Origin of the sequence: Patiriisocius marinistellae (genome assembly GCF_009014635.1) — a bacterium.
Lineage (GTDB): Bacteria > Bacteroidota > Bacteroidia > Flavobacteriales > Flavobacteriaceae > Patiriisocius > Patiriisocius marinistellae.
In genome coordinates, this window is sequence record NZ_BKCF01000001.1 from 586,029 (window position 1) to 599,342 (window position 13,314).

The 13,314-nt window shown below is 32.5% G+C and carries 15 protein-coding genes; 7 read left to right on the plus strand and 8 right to left on the minus strand.

The window, feature by feature from the left end; translation table 11 throughout:
- Positions 1-42: 42 nt before the first annotated feature.
- Positions 43-273, minus strand: a complete 231-nt coding sequence (locus GB234_RS02630; protein ID WP_151892963.1) for an SdpI family protein — start codon at positions 271-273, stop codon at positions 43-45.
- 129 nt (positions 274-402) lie between these two features.
- The gene (locus GB234_RS02635; RefSeq protein WP_151892964.1) at positions 403-1,374 is read right to left on the minus strand and encodes a YheT family hydrolase; all 972 of its coding nucleotides are present in this window, start codon (positions 1,372-1,374) and stop codon (positions 403-405) included.
- Between the two features lie 150 nt (positions 1,375-1,524).
- Between GB234_RS02635 and GB234_RS02640 the strand changes: the two genes are divergently transcribed.
- From GB234_RS02640 to GB234_RS02655, 4 genes are all read left to right on the plus strand, one after another.
- Complete coding sequence (locus GB234_RS02640; RefSeq protein WP_151892965.1) at positions 1,525-2,994, plus strand: T9SS type A sorting domain-containing protein; 1,470 nt, start codon at positions 1,525-1,527, stop codon at positions 2,992-2,994.
- A gap of 254 nt (positions 2,995-3,248) precedes the next feature.
- Positions 3,249-3,839 (plus strand): TetR/AcrR family transcriptional regulator, encoded by a 591-nt coding sequence (locus GB234_RS02645; RefSeq protein WP_151892966.1) that lies wholly within the window; start codon positions 3,249-3,251, stop codon positions 3,837-3,839.
- A 41-nt stretch (positions 3,840-3,880) separates the two neighbouring features.
- A complete protein-coding gene (locus GB234_RS02650; RefSeq protein WP_151892967.1) occupies positions 3,881-4,720 on the plus strand; it encodes an alpha/beta fold hydrolase in 840 nt (279 codons plus the stop codon).
- 28 nt (positions 4,721-4,748) lie between these two features.
- Positions 4,749-5,225, plus strand: coding sequence for an acyl-CoA thioesterase (locus GB234_RS02655; RefSeq protein WP_151892968.1), 477 nt, complete (start codon positions 4,749-4,751; stop codon positions 5,223-5,225).
- Positions 5,226-5,279: 54 nt separating this feature from the next.
- Here the strand turns inward: GB234_RS02655 and GB234_RS02660 are convergent, their stop codons facing one another.
- The 4 genes from GB234_RS02660 to GB234_RS02675 form a co-directional block, all read right to left on the minus strand.
- Positions 5,280-5,645, minus strand: coding sequence for a nuclear transport factor 2 family protein (locus GB234_RS02660; RefSeq protein WP_151892969.1), 366 nt, complete (start codon positions 5,643-5,645; stop codon positions 5,280-5,282).
- Between the two features lie 80 nt (positions 5,646-5,725).
- A complete protein-coding gene (locus GB234_RS02665; RefSeq protein ID WP_151892970.1) occupies positions 5,726-6,619 on the minus strand; it encodes a DMT family transporter in 894 nt (297 codons plus the stop codon).
- A gap of 73 nt (positions 6,620-6,692) precedes the next feature.
- Positions 6,693-7,451: a SpoIIAA family protein gene (locus tag GB234_RS02670; RefSeq protein WP_151892971.1), complete on the minus strand. Its 759-nt coding sequence runs from the start codon at positions 7,449-7,451 to the stop codon at positions 6,693-6,695.
- Positions 7,452-7,543: 92 nt separating this feature from the next.
- Positions 7,544-7,903 carry an arsenate reductase family protein gene (locus GB234_RS02675; protein WP_151892972.1) on the minus strand — a complete coding sequence of 120 codons (360 nt, stop codon included), beginning with the start codon at positions 7,901-7,903 and terminating at the stop codon, positions 7,544-7,546.
- 107 nt (positions 7,904-8,010) lie between these two features.
- Here GB234_RS02675 and GB234_RS02680 point away from each other — a divergent pair, with 107 nt between their 5' ends.
- Positions 8,011-8,472, plus strand: coding sequence for a DinB family protein (locus tag GB234_RS02680; protein WP_151892973.1), 462 nt, complete (start codon positions 8,011-8,013; stop codon positions 8,470-8,472).
- 4 nt (positions 8,473-8,476) lie between these two features.
- On the opposite strand, the gene GB234_RS02685 is transcribed toward GB234_RS02680, so the two are convergent.
- Complete coding sequence (locus GB234_RS02685; RefSeq protein ID WP_151892974.1) at positions 8,477-9,244, minus strand: DUF3298 and DUF4163 domain-containing protein; 768 nt, start codon at positions 9,242-9,244, stop codon at positions 8,477-8,479.
- Between the two features lie 170 nt (positions 9,245-9,414).
- On the opposite strand from GB234_RS02685, the gene GB234_RS02690 reads away from it, so the two are divergent.
- Positions 9,415-10,557 carry a cystathionine gamma-synthase gene (locus GB234_RS02690; RefSeq protein WP_151892975.1) on the plus strand — a complete coding sequence of 381 codons (1,143 nt, stop codon included), beginning with the start codon at positions 9,415-9,417 and terminating at the stop codon, positions 10,555-10,557.
- Between the two features lie 79 nt (positions 10,558-10,636).
- On the opposite strand, the gene GB234_RS02695 is transcribed toward GB234_RS02690, so the two are convergent.
- On the minus strand, positions 10,637-11,446 hold the full coding sequence (locus tag GB234_RS02695; protein WP_151892976.1) for a THC0290_0291 family protein: 810 nt from the start codon (positions 11,444-11,446) through the stop codon (positions 10,637-10,639).
- A 321-nt stretch (positions 11,447-11,767) separates the two neighbouring features.
- Between GB234_RS02695 and gdhA the strand changes: the two genes are divergently transcribed.
- Positions 11,768-13,111, plus strand: coding sequence for an NADP-specific glutamate dehydrogenase (gdhA, locus tag GB234_RS02700; RefSeq protein ID WP_151892977.1), 1,344 nt, complete (start codon positions 11,768-11,770; stop codon positions 13,109-13,111).
- Positions 13,112-13,314: the final 203 nt, after the last annotated feature.

Consider the following 13,314-nt stretch of genomic DNA (forward strand, 5'->3'; position numbering starts at 1 on the left):
AATGTAACTAATTCAAATTTCAGAATTAAGGATTCAGAATCGCTAATTACTAAAGGGTTTTCCATTATTATCAAAGTGCTTTTTGATAAAACGTTCTGTCATTGGGTATGTTGCAAGTAGTAAAATGGTATTTCCTGCAATTGTTATAAAGATGACATATTTCGGTAAAAATGAATATGAAAACACTGGAAGTAATAAACTCCACAATGAAATTTTAACCAAAGCGCGTGCTGCAAATTTATTAGCAGCGACCCAGGCCTTTTGGCTTTTCATTGATCGATAGTACGATATCCATACAAATAATTTATTTTTTTCGGCGGAAATTTCAGCAAAAAACACCCTATGCCAAGCATTATTAAACAGTAGCCTACTGCCATTAAAAACTCTTGGAATAAAGTTAAACTATTCATGTTTTGTGATAAAACTGAAGGCTCTTTTTTCTGAATAGTACACTTTATTCGATTGATGAAAACCTACGTGGCCACCTGTGTTAGGCACTTCAAGGTAAATATTTTTATGCCTTTTAGCAATCTCAAAAGGGTAACATTCAGACGAGAGGAAGCTATCATTTTCAGCGTTTAAAATGAGAATGGGGATTTTAATATTTGGTAAATATTGTAATGCACTAGATTTTTCATAATAGTCATAAGCATCTTTAAATCCATGAGCTTTTGCTGTATACCTATTGTCAAATTCTAGGAGGTTTTTAATTTGTTTTAACTCTTCAGCATTCATAGCATCTGGGAAATATGGCATTTTCCGTTTGTATTTTTTACGAAGGTCATTGATAAAGGTTTGGCTATAAACTACATTTTCTGGTTTAATTAGTTGCTCGAGGGCACCACGCAAATATAATGGCACCGATACACCAACGGCACTTTTAATTTCTTTTGGAGCATCTTCTCGTTCGCCTAAATATTTTAAAATCACATTACCACCTAGGCTAAATCCTATGAGTGCTATTTCATCATATTTATGATTTGCAAGTATATGCTGTATAAGTTCATCGAGATCCTCCGTGCGACCGCTATTGTATGATAAGTACAATCTGTTTTCCTCACCACTACAACCACGGTGGTTCATTGCGGCAACATCCCATCCATTTTCAACGAGAATTTTTCCTTGTCCCTTTATATACGTACGTTGTGCATTGCCCTCAAGGCCGTGTAGTAAAATTGCAAGTTTTGTGGTTTTTTCTTCGGAAACTTTAGCTAAAGACCAATCAATATCTATAAAGTCCCCATCTTTTAATTCAAGACGTTGGCGTTTTTGTTCAAGAAAAGGAAACGGGCGTAATTTTGCCGAATATATAGTTGCAAAATGGCCATTTTTAAAAAGAGCCTTTGCTTTATAAGGTGATTTGATGACTGGCAATTTGATAGTTTTTTTATTAAAAAAATAAAATTACAAACTATATGGATTGATACCCACTATTATTGTTATCGTTTTCTATTTTTTATTGATTTCTTTTCTACAGAGACTATAAGCTTTATTTTTGTATCACTAAACTTATAATAAAAAACTATGAATAAATTTGCACTTGTTATTTGCACCTCTGTCTTTTTTGGACTTCAAATAATCGCTCAAACATATACAACTCCTAATACAGGTGTTACGTTGACATTAAATGATATTGCTGCAGCAAGCCCTTCAACTATTACTTTTTCTGGGACGGATTATACATTATTAGAAAACTTAATTATAGCAGAAAACGATACTGTCATTATTGATTCAAACCTTGATTTAGGTGTTGAAGACGGTTTATTGATAACTGTTTTTGGAGGTTTTAATATTTCAGCAGATGAAGTCGCTATTTTTGGGATTGATGATGTGCTTTTTGAAGGGTTTCGTTTTGAGGAATCATCCTTAATAAATATTCAAAATACTTCAATCGAATATAGCGGTGGATTGCGCGTTTTGACTGAAAGTTTTTCAATTGACAATTGCGCATTAACGAATAATGCTGGAGGAGCTACTAGCAGTGCGGTAATTCAATTGTCTAGAGGTTTGCCTCAAATTACAAATAATACGATTACATTTAATCAATTTGCAGCAATAGGTTCCGCAGCAAATTCAGATGTTTCGGCTTATATTTTCAACAATTATTTAGAAGGAAATAACCAATCAAACTCAAATAGACCTCAAATTAATTTAGGTACTACGAGAACTGATGCGCCATTAGTGATTTCTCAAAACACCATTGTTGGTGATGTATCTTTAGACATGGTAGGAGGAATTGCCGTGGCAAATTTTACAGGAGGTTCAATTAATGCCGAAATAGATGATAATATTATTCGTAATAACCGCTATGGAATTACAATTTTAGGAAACAATGCTGTCGCTGTAGTTAGAAATAATGTTATAGAAGATAATAATACTCAAGGAGACCCATTGTTGGGGGGAAGCGGAATATCTTTAAACGCCTCATCACCTGGAATGAATGTTATTGCAACGGGTAATGAATTTAGAAGAAACTTATGGGGAATCACGGTTATAGGGGAAGCCTCTATAAATTTGGGAGATGATTCTACTACTTCATTAGGCGGAAATGTATTTTCAGAAAACGCTAATGGCGGTGAAGTATTTGCACTTTATAACAACACTAGTAATACTATACAGGCTAAAAATAATTGCTGGGTGGAAGGAGTAACGAATGACTTAAGCCTCGCGGAGTCTGTTATTTTTCATCAAGTTGATGATGCATCTTTAGGAGAAGTGATTTTCGATCCAGTAAATTGTGATATTTTAAACATAACTAATCCAATATTAGAAACATTTGTTTTTTATCCAAACCCGGCACAAAACAAAATTAATTTTTCTAATACACCAGCGTTTAACAATGTATCTATATTTAGTCTTCAAGGAAGATTAGTGTTAAATCAAGAGGTTTCTACAACAACAAAAGATATTAATTTTAATGTACCATCAGGAGTATATTTTGTTCATTTTAATAGTGACACGGCTAGTATTGTTAGAAAGCTTATTGTTAAATAAGTATACACCTACTTTTTATTCTACACCTATTTTCTAAGTAGAAGATTATAATCTCTCTAAACCTTCCTATAAACATATGTAGTGATAAGCTTCTTTTATTTATAGGAAGGATGGGATGTAATTGTTAAATTTTATTCTTTAATTAAATAGTATGTAAACATACATTTGAAATAGCTTAATAATTAAGCTTGGAGAAAAATTGTTAAATATTTTTTAAAACGGCTTTATTAAGATACCAATCGGTATCTTTGTGCATGCGAAATGCCGAAGCCACAAGAAATAGAATTATTAGAGAAAGTGCAAACCTCTTTAATATCCAGGGGTATAAGTTGACTTCAATAAGTGATATTACTAAGGCTACTGGCTTAACTAAAGGTGCTATTTATAGACATTTTGAAAGTAAAAGTGACTTAGAACAACATGCCTTTAGAAGTCTTGGTAAGCTTATGTTTGATGAACTTGGAACATCAATTCGAGAGGCAGATTCATTTGAAATTAAGATGGAGGCAATGTTTGAGTTTTTTGAAACTTATATGCATAAGCCCTTGTATAAAGGGGGATGTCCTTTGTTAAATGCTGCTGTAGAAAGTGATGACACGAATACAGCTTTACGTCAACAAACTTTTAATATGTTAGCTCAATTAAAATCGTCTGTTGAAAAAATTATTACCAACGGTATTCAAAATAATCAAGTGAAACCACATATAGATGTGCCATTTTATAGCACAATAATCATAGCTACACTTGAAGGTGGTATAATGATGAGCAAATTAGAACGTACACCAGATGCTATTTTAAAAACCATCAAACATTTGCGCCAATTGATGCAAGATATCTCTATTTAAAAAAATTTAAAATTCTTGATACCAATTGGTATCTAATTTATATGAAGAATATAATTATAAAATCTATAGGAGCTTGGATTAATTTTTTAGCCATTGTAGCACCTAAAAAAGCAGCAGATGTAGCTTTTAATTTATTAATAAAAGTTAGACGGGCTCCAATTTCAGAAAAAGGTAAAGAATTTTTAGCAAAAGGAGAACAACACTATTTTGAAGTTAATGGGCAATCTGCGGTGTTACACCACTGGGGAAATGGGCCTATAAAACTACTATTTTTGCATGGATGGGAAAGTAATAGCCAGCGATGGTTACCATATTTTGAGAAATTAGATATGTCAAAATTTACAATGTATGCTTTAGATGCGCCAGGTCACGGCATGGCCAAAGGAAAAACTTTAAATATTGAAGTTTTTAGGCAATCTATCGTTTATTCATTAGATAGAATGAATGGAGCAGATGCAATTATAGGTCATTCTCTGAGTAATACTGCTATAAGTTATATGTATAGTCTAAATCCAGAAATTAATGTTCAAAAATATGTTGTTATGGGAGCAGCCTCTGGGATGGATGCAATTTTTGTTTATTTTAAAAACATGCTCGGTTTATCAAATAAAACTGAAGCTGCTCTTAGTGCGAAAATTAATACAATTTTAAAAATACCAAACAATGATATTAAGTTGAAAAATTTTCTTGACACAGTTAAACAACCACTATTATTAGTTCATGACGAAGAGGATAATATTACTCCTTATGCTCCTATTAAAAGCGCATTAAAAAATCATCCCGAAATTAAAACATATATTACCACTGGTCTAAAGCATGATTTAAAAAGAGAGGATGTTTATAATACAGTGATTGATTTTATTAAAAGAGATGTTGCTTAAAATATAAACCTGCAAAAACACACACATTATGTACTTAAAAGATTTTGAAGTTAGATGGAATGATATAGATGCTAATCGTCATTTGGCGAATAGTGCTTATATTAATTATATGAGTCACACACGACTTAGTTTTATGCTAGAAAATGGTTTTGGACAAGCTAAAATGGTATCGCATGATATAGGTCCTGTGGTTTTTTATGAACATATGTTTTATTTTAAAGAAGTATTTCCTGGTAAACCTATAAGGGTAAGTTTACAATTAAAAGGAATTAGTGAAGATGGAACCTATTTTTCATTTCAGCATAACTTTTATGATCATAAAGGAAAAAATATAGCACGTTGTGAGATGATGGGAGGATGGATTGATTTATCAAGTCGTAAGTTAAGAGCATTGCCTAAGGAACTTTTCAATAACCTAAACAAACTTGAAAAGACTGATGATTTTTATACTATTACGAAAGAGCATACAAGACGGCATGGGCAAGTGCCTCAAGACTTAGTTTAACAATAAAGGGATTAGTTTAATAAGCTAATCCCTTTATTGTTCCTAAAGGAAAGATTATTCTTCTGTATTATAGAAAAATTGCTCTTTGATAATTTTGCCATCTTTTACTTCATAAACCCCAAGCTCTTCCATAGTGCTTCTTTGACCGCTAGGCTTGTGAGTTATATCCATAGTGTGACGCACACTAAACCAATTATCTGCAATGGTAGGTTCGCTCGTTTTGGCACTATGTACCTCAAAATTTTCTTGCCACCATTCACCTTTTTTTGCGATGGCATCCATACCTTTTGACACTTGGTGTTCGCTACCTTCCATTTCTATACTTACAATATCTGGACTATATAATTGCTCATAACATTTTTGCTCTTCGCCTTCATTGCACCATTGCACTAAATTATTTGCTATTTCTTGTGTTTTCATAATTAGGATGTTTTTTAGTTAGAAAAGAAAGATACAAAAGAAAACACTTATTTCTTTATAACTTATTTATTATCAAAAAGTTAAGCTGGCATCTTCTTTTTTCGAGTTGCTAGGTATACACCTAAGAAAATAATTGACGCAGCAAAAATTCTTAATGTTGTTATTTGGTCAGCACCAGTTATCACTGCAAAAATTGCTGCAATTAACGGTTGTAAATATATAAAAACACCTATAACGGCAGGACTTAATTGTTTTAGGGCATATATATTAAATAAGTAGGTCAAAACTGTTGTGCCTATAACAACAAAAATTAACTTCCAAATGGAGTCAAAACTCAATCCTAACCAATCAACTTGACTAAATTCTTGAAAACCAATTGGAATATTGATAATGAAAGCAAAAAGGAATAAAAATTTCATTAGAGTAATACTACTGTACTTTGCTGCAAGTGGTTTAACTATTATAAGATAGACAGAATAAGAGGCCGCGTTCACTAAAAAGAGCATATTTCCTAAAGGAATATTTGGTGCGTTCTCTTGTGTTTTTAAACCAAAGAGAATTAACATTAAAGCACCGGCGAGTCCTAATCCTATACCTACTCCTTTACGCCAAGTAATTCGCTCTTTTAAAAATAATGCAGAAAGAATTAAAAGTAAAACGGGCGCAATAGTAATTACAACACTACTATTTATAGGTGTAGATAAACTTAATCCTTTAAAGAACATAGTCATGTTTAAAACCATCCCAAAAAACGCACAAGCAATAATACGTAGCCAATCTTTTTTGTCAATTTTTTCACTTTTGTAAAAAAAACTGATTACCCAAAAAACAATCGCCGCGCCACTTACACGCAACAGTATAAAACCAAAGGGTTGAATAACCGTTGGCATTAATCCCTTAGCTATAGTGTGATTAATACCGTAAATAAAACTTGCTGAAAATGCAGCTATTAATGCGAGAATTCTTGGATTCATAAAAAAATCGCAAAGTTAACGGTTTATATAGTTTGAAATATTAACCGGTAAGAGAATATAGAATAAATAAGCATTAAGATTTAGTTGCCCATTTTCTGGCAGCATCTATCTCATCTATGGAGAAAAATTTCATGTCTAATCCAGGAACTAAAAAATCTCCTAACTTTGTGAATGATTCAATCCATTTAGCATCAGACACCACAGCATATTTTTCTACAATGCCAATAGCTTTAATATCTATTTTTATTCCTTGAATGATAGTTTTAAGATCTTCAAAAGTTGGGAATGATTTAAAAACAGCAATTAAATTGAGTTTATCATCATGTTTTTTGTCATTCATTAAATTATAAAGTGCAGTCATTGCTGCATGATTTATTTTATCATGAGTTAAATTTACCTCGTAGGTTTTTTTATTAATCTCTTTAATATCAATATTTGAAAAGTAGTCATCAACTTTATAGGTTTTAACTTCCTTTTGTTTTAACCAAGCAATCGCTTCATCTCTGCTATTTGTGTCAAATGATTTCATAGGAATTCCAGGAGTGAAAAAATTTCCTATTGACATAAAATTATTTAGCCATTTTTTATCACAAACAATTGCATATTTTTCAATAACATTAATAGAATTCTTTTTCAATTTAAATAACTCATCAAATGCTGGAAAGTCCTGAGGCATGGGTAATTTTTCAATCGTACCAAGTAGGTTTATTTTCTCTCCGTTTTCTTCAAATTCTTTAAAAGCCTTATTTAATCTCTCGGCATCTTCTTCGTTTAATTTTTCAGATGATTTGAATTCATAAATATTGGTATTCTCAATTTTTTTAAGTTGCATCGTTTTGGTTTTACGTTAGTTTAATTTTATTGATTAGAATAGAAAATTGTTTCTCTTCGGAAATTTTAATTGTTTTAAAATTTCCGAAGTACTTATTTAGCACCTTTTATTGCTTCTTTTGCAGCTTCCACAGTTTTTTTAGAATTGCCTATAAATATTTTGTCATTGTCAATAATAACAGGTCGTTTTAAAAAAGTATAATGTTCAAGAATGAGATTTCTATAATCTTCTTCGGTTAGCATTGTGTCTTTCAAATTTCGCTCTTTATAAAGGCGTGCTCTTTTACTAAAAAGAGATTCATAATTACCAGTTATGTTAAACATTTCTTCTACATTTTCCTCAGTTAAAGGTTGTGTTTTAATATCTTGTTTAATAAAAGCTGATGGTAATTCTAGCTCTTCCATAATCCTTTTACAAGTATCACAAGTGCTTAAAAAATATACTTTTCTCATTGCGTTCCTATTTTAATGTTATTACTTTTAAAACAATTAATTTTTATACATGCAAATTAGTAGCTTCTTAAACAAAAGAGCGTTAATTAATTGCAAAAGTCACAGTTATGAATCATGCATTTGACATTACTATTAAAAATAGAGACCTATTTTATCACTTTTTAAATACAATTCCTTTAGAGCTTTTAAACAAAGTGCCCGAAGGTTTTAACAATAATATTTTTTGGAATATTAAACATACCGTAGTTACGCAACAAGCACTTGTTTATGGATTGAGTGGCTTGCCGCTAAAAGTTTCGAACGAAGATGTTCAAGATTATAAAAAAGGCACAAAGCCAGAAAGAGATGTTACTAAAGAGGATGTTGATTTATGTAAAAATCAACTTCATGCATTAGTAAAAAAGACAGAGGAAGACTGGAATAGCGGCTTGTTTACTAATTATAAAGAATATACAGTGACAACAAAAACAACATTAAGCTCAGCTAAAGATGCTATTGAATTCAATAATTTTCATGAAGGTATTCACCTAGGATACGTACTCGCATTAAAGCGTGCACTAGGAATTTAAAAAATTATTTTTTTAAAGAAACGTTGAGATATTGCGCTACATCTTTTAATGGAATTTCCACTTCAATAGGTCCCTCAGCATATGATGCAATTTCATACTGGTTGTAATGTAACACAAAACTTTTTTTATTAAAACCTATACTTTCGGGCAGGTAAAATTTATTATCATCAAACCAAAAGCCAGTAGAGTTTATTTCTTTATTCTCTTGAATATTATGCTGACTTCTAAAATAAGTTTCGGCAAATTTGGTAAAAATATTTAAATCTTTAAACAGTTTATTTGCTGGAATTTTTTGTCCTGTTTTAATGCTAAAATTTCCGTAGGAAAGAGAACGATATCCATGTGCACCACCAGTATATTTTTCTTGATATAACTCTATAGAAATAATTTCTTCACTTCGGAAACTTTCTTCGATTTCAATCTCTGAGTAATAATCGATAGCTAAATCTGGAAACTCTGCGTTGTGCATCCTGTACATATCAATAAATTGCTGTGCAGCTTCTTGTATATTTTTAGCCGTAGGCTTTTGCTCTGGATCATCAAGATAAAGTGATTCGATTATAAACTGCTCAACTGAAGCATTAATAGCTTTTGTCACTTCTACTTCACCAGAAAATTTTGGATAATTGACAAAAATTTCGGGACATTCAACAGTGTTACATGAGGCTAAATCTTTATGAGTGAAAGAAATTTCAGAAGCCACAAGAGGAGTGTCATTACAACTTATAATTAATAAAAAAAGTAAAAAAAGGGAGGCAATTTTGTTAATCATAAAACAAAAATACGACAGTTTTTTTTATGCACAGAGAAACCTGTATTTTTAATCAAAACTATTAAATAGATATTTTTAATTATGATTTCAATCCAATAATAAATACTGTTAAAATAAGAGTATTTGATAATAATAATTATAAAAGGAACTAGACTAAGCGAACTTTGAATATGAAATTTAACACAAAAACTATACATGGAGGACAGCATAATGTAGACCCAGCATTTGGGTCTGTAATGCCGCCTATTTATCAAACAAGCACCTATTCGCAGACTACTCCAGGAGGACATAAAGGGTTTCAATATTCTAGAAGTGGAAACCCTACACGCGCAGCTCTTGAACGTTCATTGGCAAGTATAGAAAATGGAAATTATGGAATGGCCTTTGGTAGTGGTCTTGCTGCAATTGATGCAGTTTTGAAATTATTAAAGCCAGGTGATGAGGTAATTTCTACAAACGATTTATATGGTGGGAGTTATCGTCTTTTCACAAATATTTTTGAAGGTTTTGGTATCAAATTTCATTTTGTAAATATGAGTGATGCATCAAACATAGCAAATTTTATAAATGATAATACAAAAATGATATGGGTTGAGACACCCACAAACCCAATGATGAACATCATTGATATTAAAGCAAGTGCTGCGATTGCGCAAAAGCACAATTTATTATTAGTTGTTGATAATACTTTTGCAACACCTTATTTACAAAACCCAATGGATCTTGGAGCAGATATAGTAATGCATAGCGCTACAAAATATCTGGGTGGTCACAGTGATGTTGTAATGGGAGCACTTGTGGTAAAGGACAAAGAACTTGCTGATAAGCTTTATTTTATTCAAAACGCAAGTGGTGCAATATCTGGACCGCAGGATTGTTTTTTAGTTTTACGAGGTATAAAAACATTACATTTAAGAGTACAACGGCACTGCGAAAATGGTAAAGCCGTTGCACACTATTTGAAAAATCATCCTAAAATAGAGAAAGTATATTGGCCAGGTTTTGAGGATCACCCCAATTATAAAGTTGCAAAATCTCAAATGAGTGACTTTGGCGGAATGATAAGTTTTGTAACTAAAGGAAATAACTACGATGATGCTATTAAAATTGTAGAAAATTTTAAAGTATTTACGCTAGCCGAAAGTTTAGGAGGAGTAGAAAGTCTTGCAGGACATCCAGCAAGCATGACACATGCAAGCATCCCCAAAGAAGAACGTGAAAAAACAGGAGTTGTCGATGCGTTAATTAGATTGAGTGTGGGTGTTGAAGATATTGATGATTTGATAAGTGACCTTAAGCAGGCTATAGGATAAAATTTATTGCCACTTTGAAAACAAAAAAGCCGATACCTATGTAGATAGCGGCTTTGTACATTATTTAAATATTTAGAAATTAATCTAGGTAATGAATATACCCTATGTTTAACCAGTAAATCCAATCATTAGCTTTGTTTTCTGGTACGGGTAATATTCCATTTTGCTCAAGACCAGGGTTTAGGCCATCCACCCAATCACTAAAATAATACGTCCAGCGACTGTCTAACATAATATCTGCATAGTCATTTAATTTATATCGTACACCTATACTTCCTACCACACTCCATGTCGATCCTCCTTCTTGTTGGTAGGCATTTCTATATTTATCTCCAGTTGCAACCGGACTATTAATATCTCCACCAGGAGCCAAAGATGACTCAGCTTCAGGATCAAAATTAACATAGTGAACTCCAAAAGAAATAAAAGGCGCTAAACGGTATTGCATTGAAGCAAAATCACGTATACTTAATGGAAAGTATTCTAACTGTGATCCTATTTCTATAACTCTTGTACTAGCAGTTACAGCACGTAATTGATCTGAAAACACACTTGTTTCATCATCAGCCACTAAAGGACCATAATGTTGTAAATTTGTTTTGTGATAATCTAGTTCGTTACGAACTTTAAAGTGGTCGTTGAAAAATTTATCACGTGTATAACAATTACAATCTGCGCGATAAGAAAAATTAAGATAATGGATGATACCAAAACCAAAACCTACGTTTCCTGTATTGGTTTCATTATTTCCACGAATTCCATAATCTGAGTAGAATGCAACAGGACCAGTGATAACACCTATTTCATGAGAGAAACCGGCTTGGCTATGAACTTCCTGTTTGCAGAAAGCAAAAAGGATCAATACCAATAGCAAAATTCTGGTATTCATTAGTAGTTTAGGTTTAGTTTGAGACGTAACAAATATATAAAAATACTATGAACGGCGAAATTTATCGATGACTTTTAGGGTAAGACTAAAATTTATTCGTATTAATAATTACATAAATATTATATTTGTAGTGTTATAACGAATTAGTTTTCACTGAAATATTTTTAATTCCTTAAAGCCTTTATATTAAGGACTTAATTATTATACACTAATTTTTTCGTTGTTATGCTGAAATTTTAAACGCTGGAAATTTCCGAAGAAATCAAAAAAGGAGTTCCAGTTTTATCAATTTATAAGTCTTAAAGACAAAAAAAACATACTATGAAGCAAAGCATTAAGGATTTTATTGCGACTGTTGAAAAATCTAACCCTAACGAACCTGAATTTTTACAGGCAGTAACAGAAGTTGCCGAGACGGTAATCCCATTTATCGAAGCAAACGAAAAATACCAGGGTAAAAAACTTTTAGAAAGAATGGTTGAGCCAGAGCGCACCATTTTGTTTAGAGTACCTTGGACTGATGATGATGGAGAAATTCATGTAAATAAAGGATACCGCGTTGAATTTAATTCTGCTATTGGACCATATAAAGGGGGGCTTCGATTTCATCCGTCTGTAAATTTGAGTATCCTTAAATTCTTAGGGTTTGAACAAGTTTTCAAAAATAGTTTGACAACACTACCCATGGGTGGTGGAAAAGGAGGTAGTAACTTTGACCCAAAGGGAAAAAGTGATGCCGAAGTAATGCGTTTTTGTCAAAGTTTTATGACTGAGCTTTCTCGCCATATTGGTCCAGATACAGATGTTCCAGCAGGAGATATAGGCGTTGGTGGTCGTGAGATAGGATATATGTTTGGTCAATACAAGAGATTACGTAATGAATTTACAGGAGTGCTTACTGGAAAAGGACGTTCATTTGGAGGTTCATTAATTAGACCAGAAGCTACAGGTTATGGTAATGTTTACTTCGCAAAAAACATGCTTGAAACAAGAGGCGAAAGCTTTAAAGGAAAGACTGTTGTAATTTCAGGTTCAGGAAACGTAGCACAATACGCTGCAGAAAAAGCAATGGAGTTTGGCGGTAAGGTAGTTACAGTTTCAGATTCTGGAGGATATATTTATGATTCAGAAGGTTTAAACACAGATAAGCTTGCATTTGTAATGGAGCTTAAAAATGAAAAGCGTGGTCGTATAAGTGAGTATGCAAAAAAATACCCTTCTGCAAAGTACCACGAAGGAAAACGCCCTTGGGGTGAAAAATGTGATATTGCATTACCATGTGCTACTCAAAACGAGCTTGATGCAAGCGAAGCAAAAACACTTGTAAAAAATGGATGTATGTGTGTGAGTGAGGGAGCAAACATGCCTTCTACACCAGATGCAATTGAGGTATTTACCAAAGCAAAAATTTTATTTGCTCCAGGAAAAGCATCAAATGCTGGAGGTGTTGCAACCTCAGGGTTGGAGATGTCTCAAAACTCATTGCGTTTAAGTTGGCCAGCGCAAGAGGTTGATGAAAAACTACACACAATTATGAATGACATTCATGCAGCTTGTGTGCAATACGGTAAGGATGGTGACGGTTATGTTGATTATGTAAAAGGAGCAAATGTAGCAGGTTTCGTAAAAGTTGCTGAGGCTATGATGGCACAAGGTGTAGTATAAATATACTGTCTAATTAAAAATTAAAATCGCAACAGGTAACTGTTGCGATTTTCTTTTTATAATATTTTTACTAATATCGCTTTCGCGGAAATTTTAGACAATTGAATATTTTAAAGTAACATTAACATTTTTAGAGTTCATAACTTCTAAACACATTGTAGTATCAAGTATACAACCTCGTATAAAATCGCAATATTTGTACT

Bases quoted from the DNA above. Each gene is read 5' to 3' on its own strand.
- GB234_RS02630 (WP_151892963.1), bottom strand. From the start codon at position 273: ATGAAAAGCCAAAAGGCCTGGGTCGCTGCTAATAAATTTGCAGCACGC.
- GB234_RS02640 (WP_151892965.1), top strand. From the start codon at position 1,525: ATGAATAAATTTGCACTTGTTATTTGCACCTCTGTCTTTTTTGGACTT.
- GB234_RS02645 (WP_151892966.1), top strand. From the start codon at position 3,249: ATGCGAAATGCCGAAGCCACAAGAAATAGAATTATTAGAGAAAGTGCA.
- GB234_RS02650 (WP_151892967.1), top strand. From the start codon at position 3,881: ATGAAGAATATAATTATAAAATCTATAGGAGCTTGGATTAATTTTTTA.
- GB234_RS02655 (WP_151892968.1), top strand. From the start codon at position 4,749: ATGTACTTAAAAGATTTTGAAGTTAGATGGAATGATATAGATGCTAAT.
- GB234_RS02660 (WP_151892969.1), bottom strand. From the start codon at position 5,645: ATGAAAACACAAGAAATAGCAAATAATTTAGTGCAATGGTGCAATGAA.
- GB234_RS02665 (WP_151892970.1), bottom strand. From the start codon at position 6,619: ATGAATCCAAGAATTCTCGCATTAATAGCTGCATTTTCAGCAAGTTTT.
- GB234_RS02670 (WP_151892971.1), bottom strand. From the start codon at position 7,451: ATGCAACTTAAAAAAATTGAGAATACCAATATTTATGAATTCAAATCA.
- GB234_RS02675 (WP_151892972.1), bottom strand. From the start codon at position 7,903: ATGAGAAAAGTATATTTTTTAAGCACTTGTGATACTTGTAAAAGGATT.
- GB234_RS02680 (WP_151892973.1), top strand. From the start codon at position 8,011: ATGAATCATGCATTTGACATTACTATTAAAAATAGAGACCTATTTTAT.
- GB234_RS02685 (WP_151892974.1), bottom strand. From the start codon at position 9,244: ATGATTAACAAAATTGCCTCCCTTTTTTTACTTTTTTTATTAATTATA.
- GB234_RS02690 (WP_151892975.1), top strand. From the start codon at position 9,415: ATGAAATTTAACACAAAAACTATACATGGAGGACAGCATAATGTAGAC.
- GB234_RS02695 (WP_151892976.1), bottom strand. From the start codon at position 11,446: ATGAATACCAGAATTTTGCTATTGGTATTGATCCTTTTTGCTTTCTGC.
- gdhA (WP_151892977.1), top strand. From the start codon at position 11,768: ATGAAGCAAAGCATTAAGGATTTTATTGCGACTGTTGAAAAATCTAAC.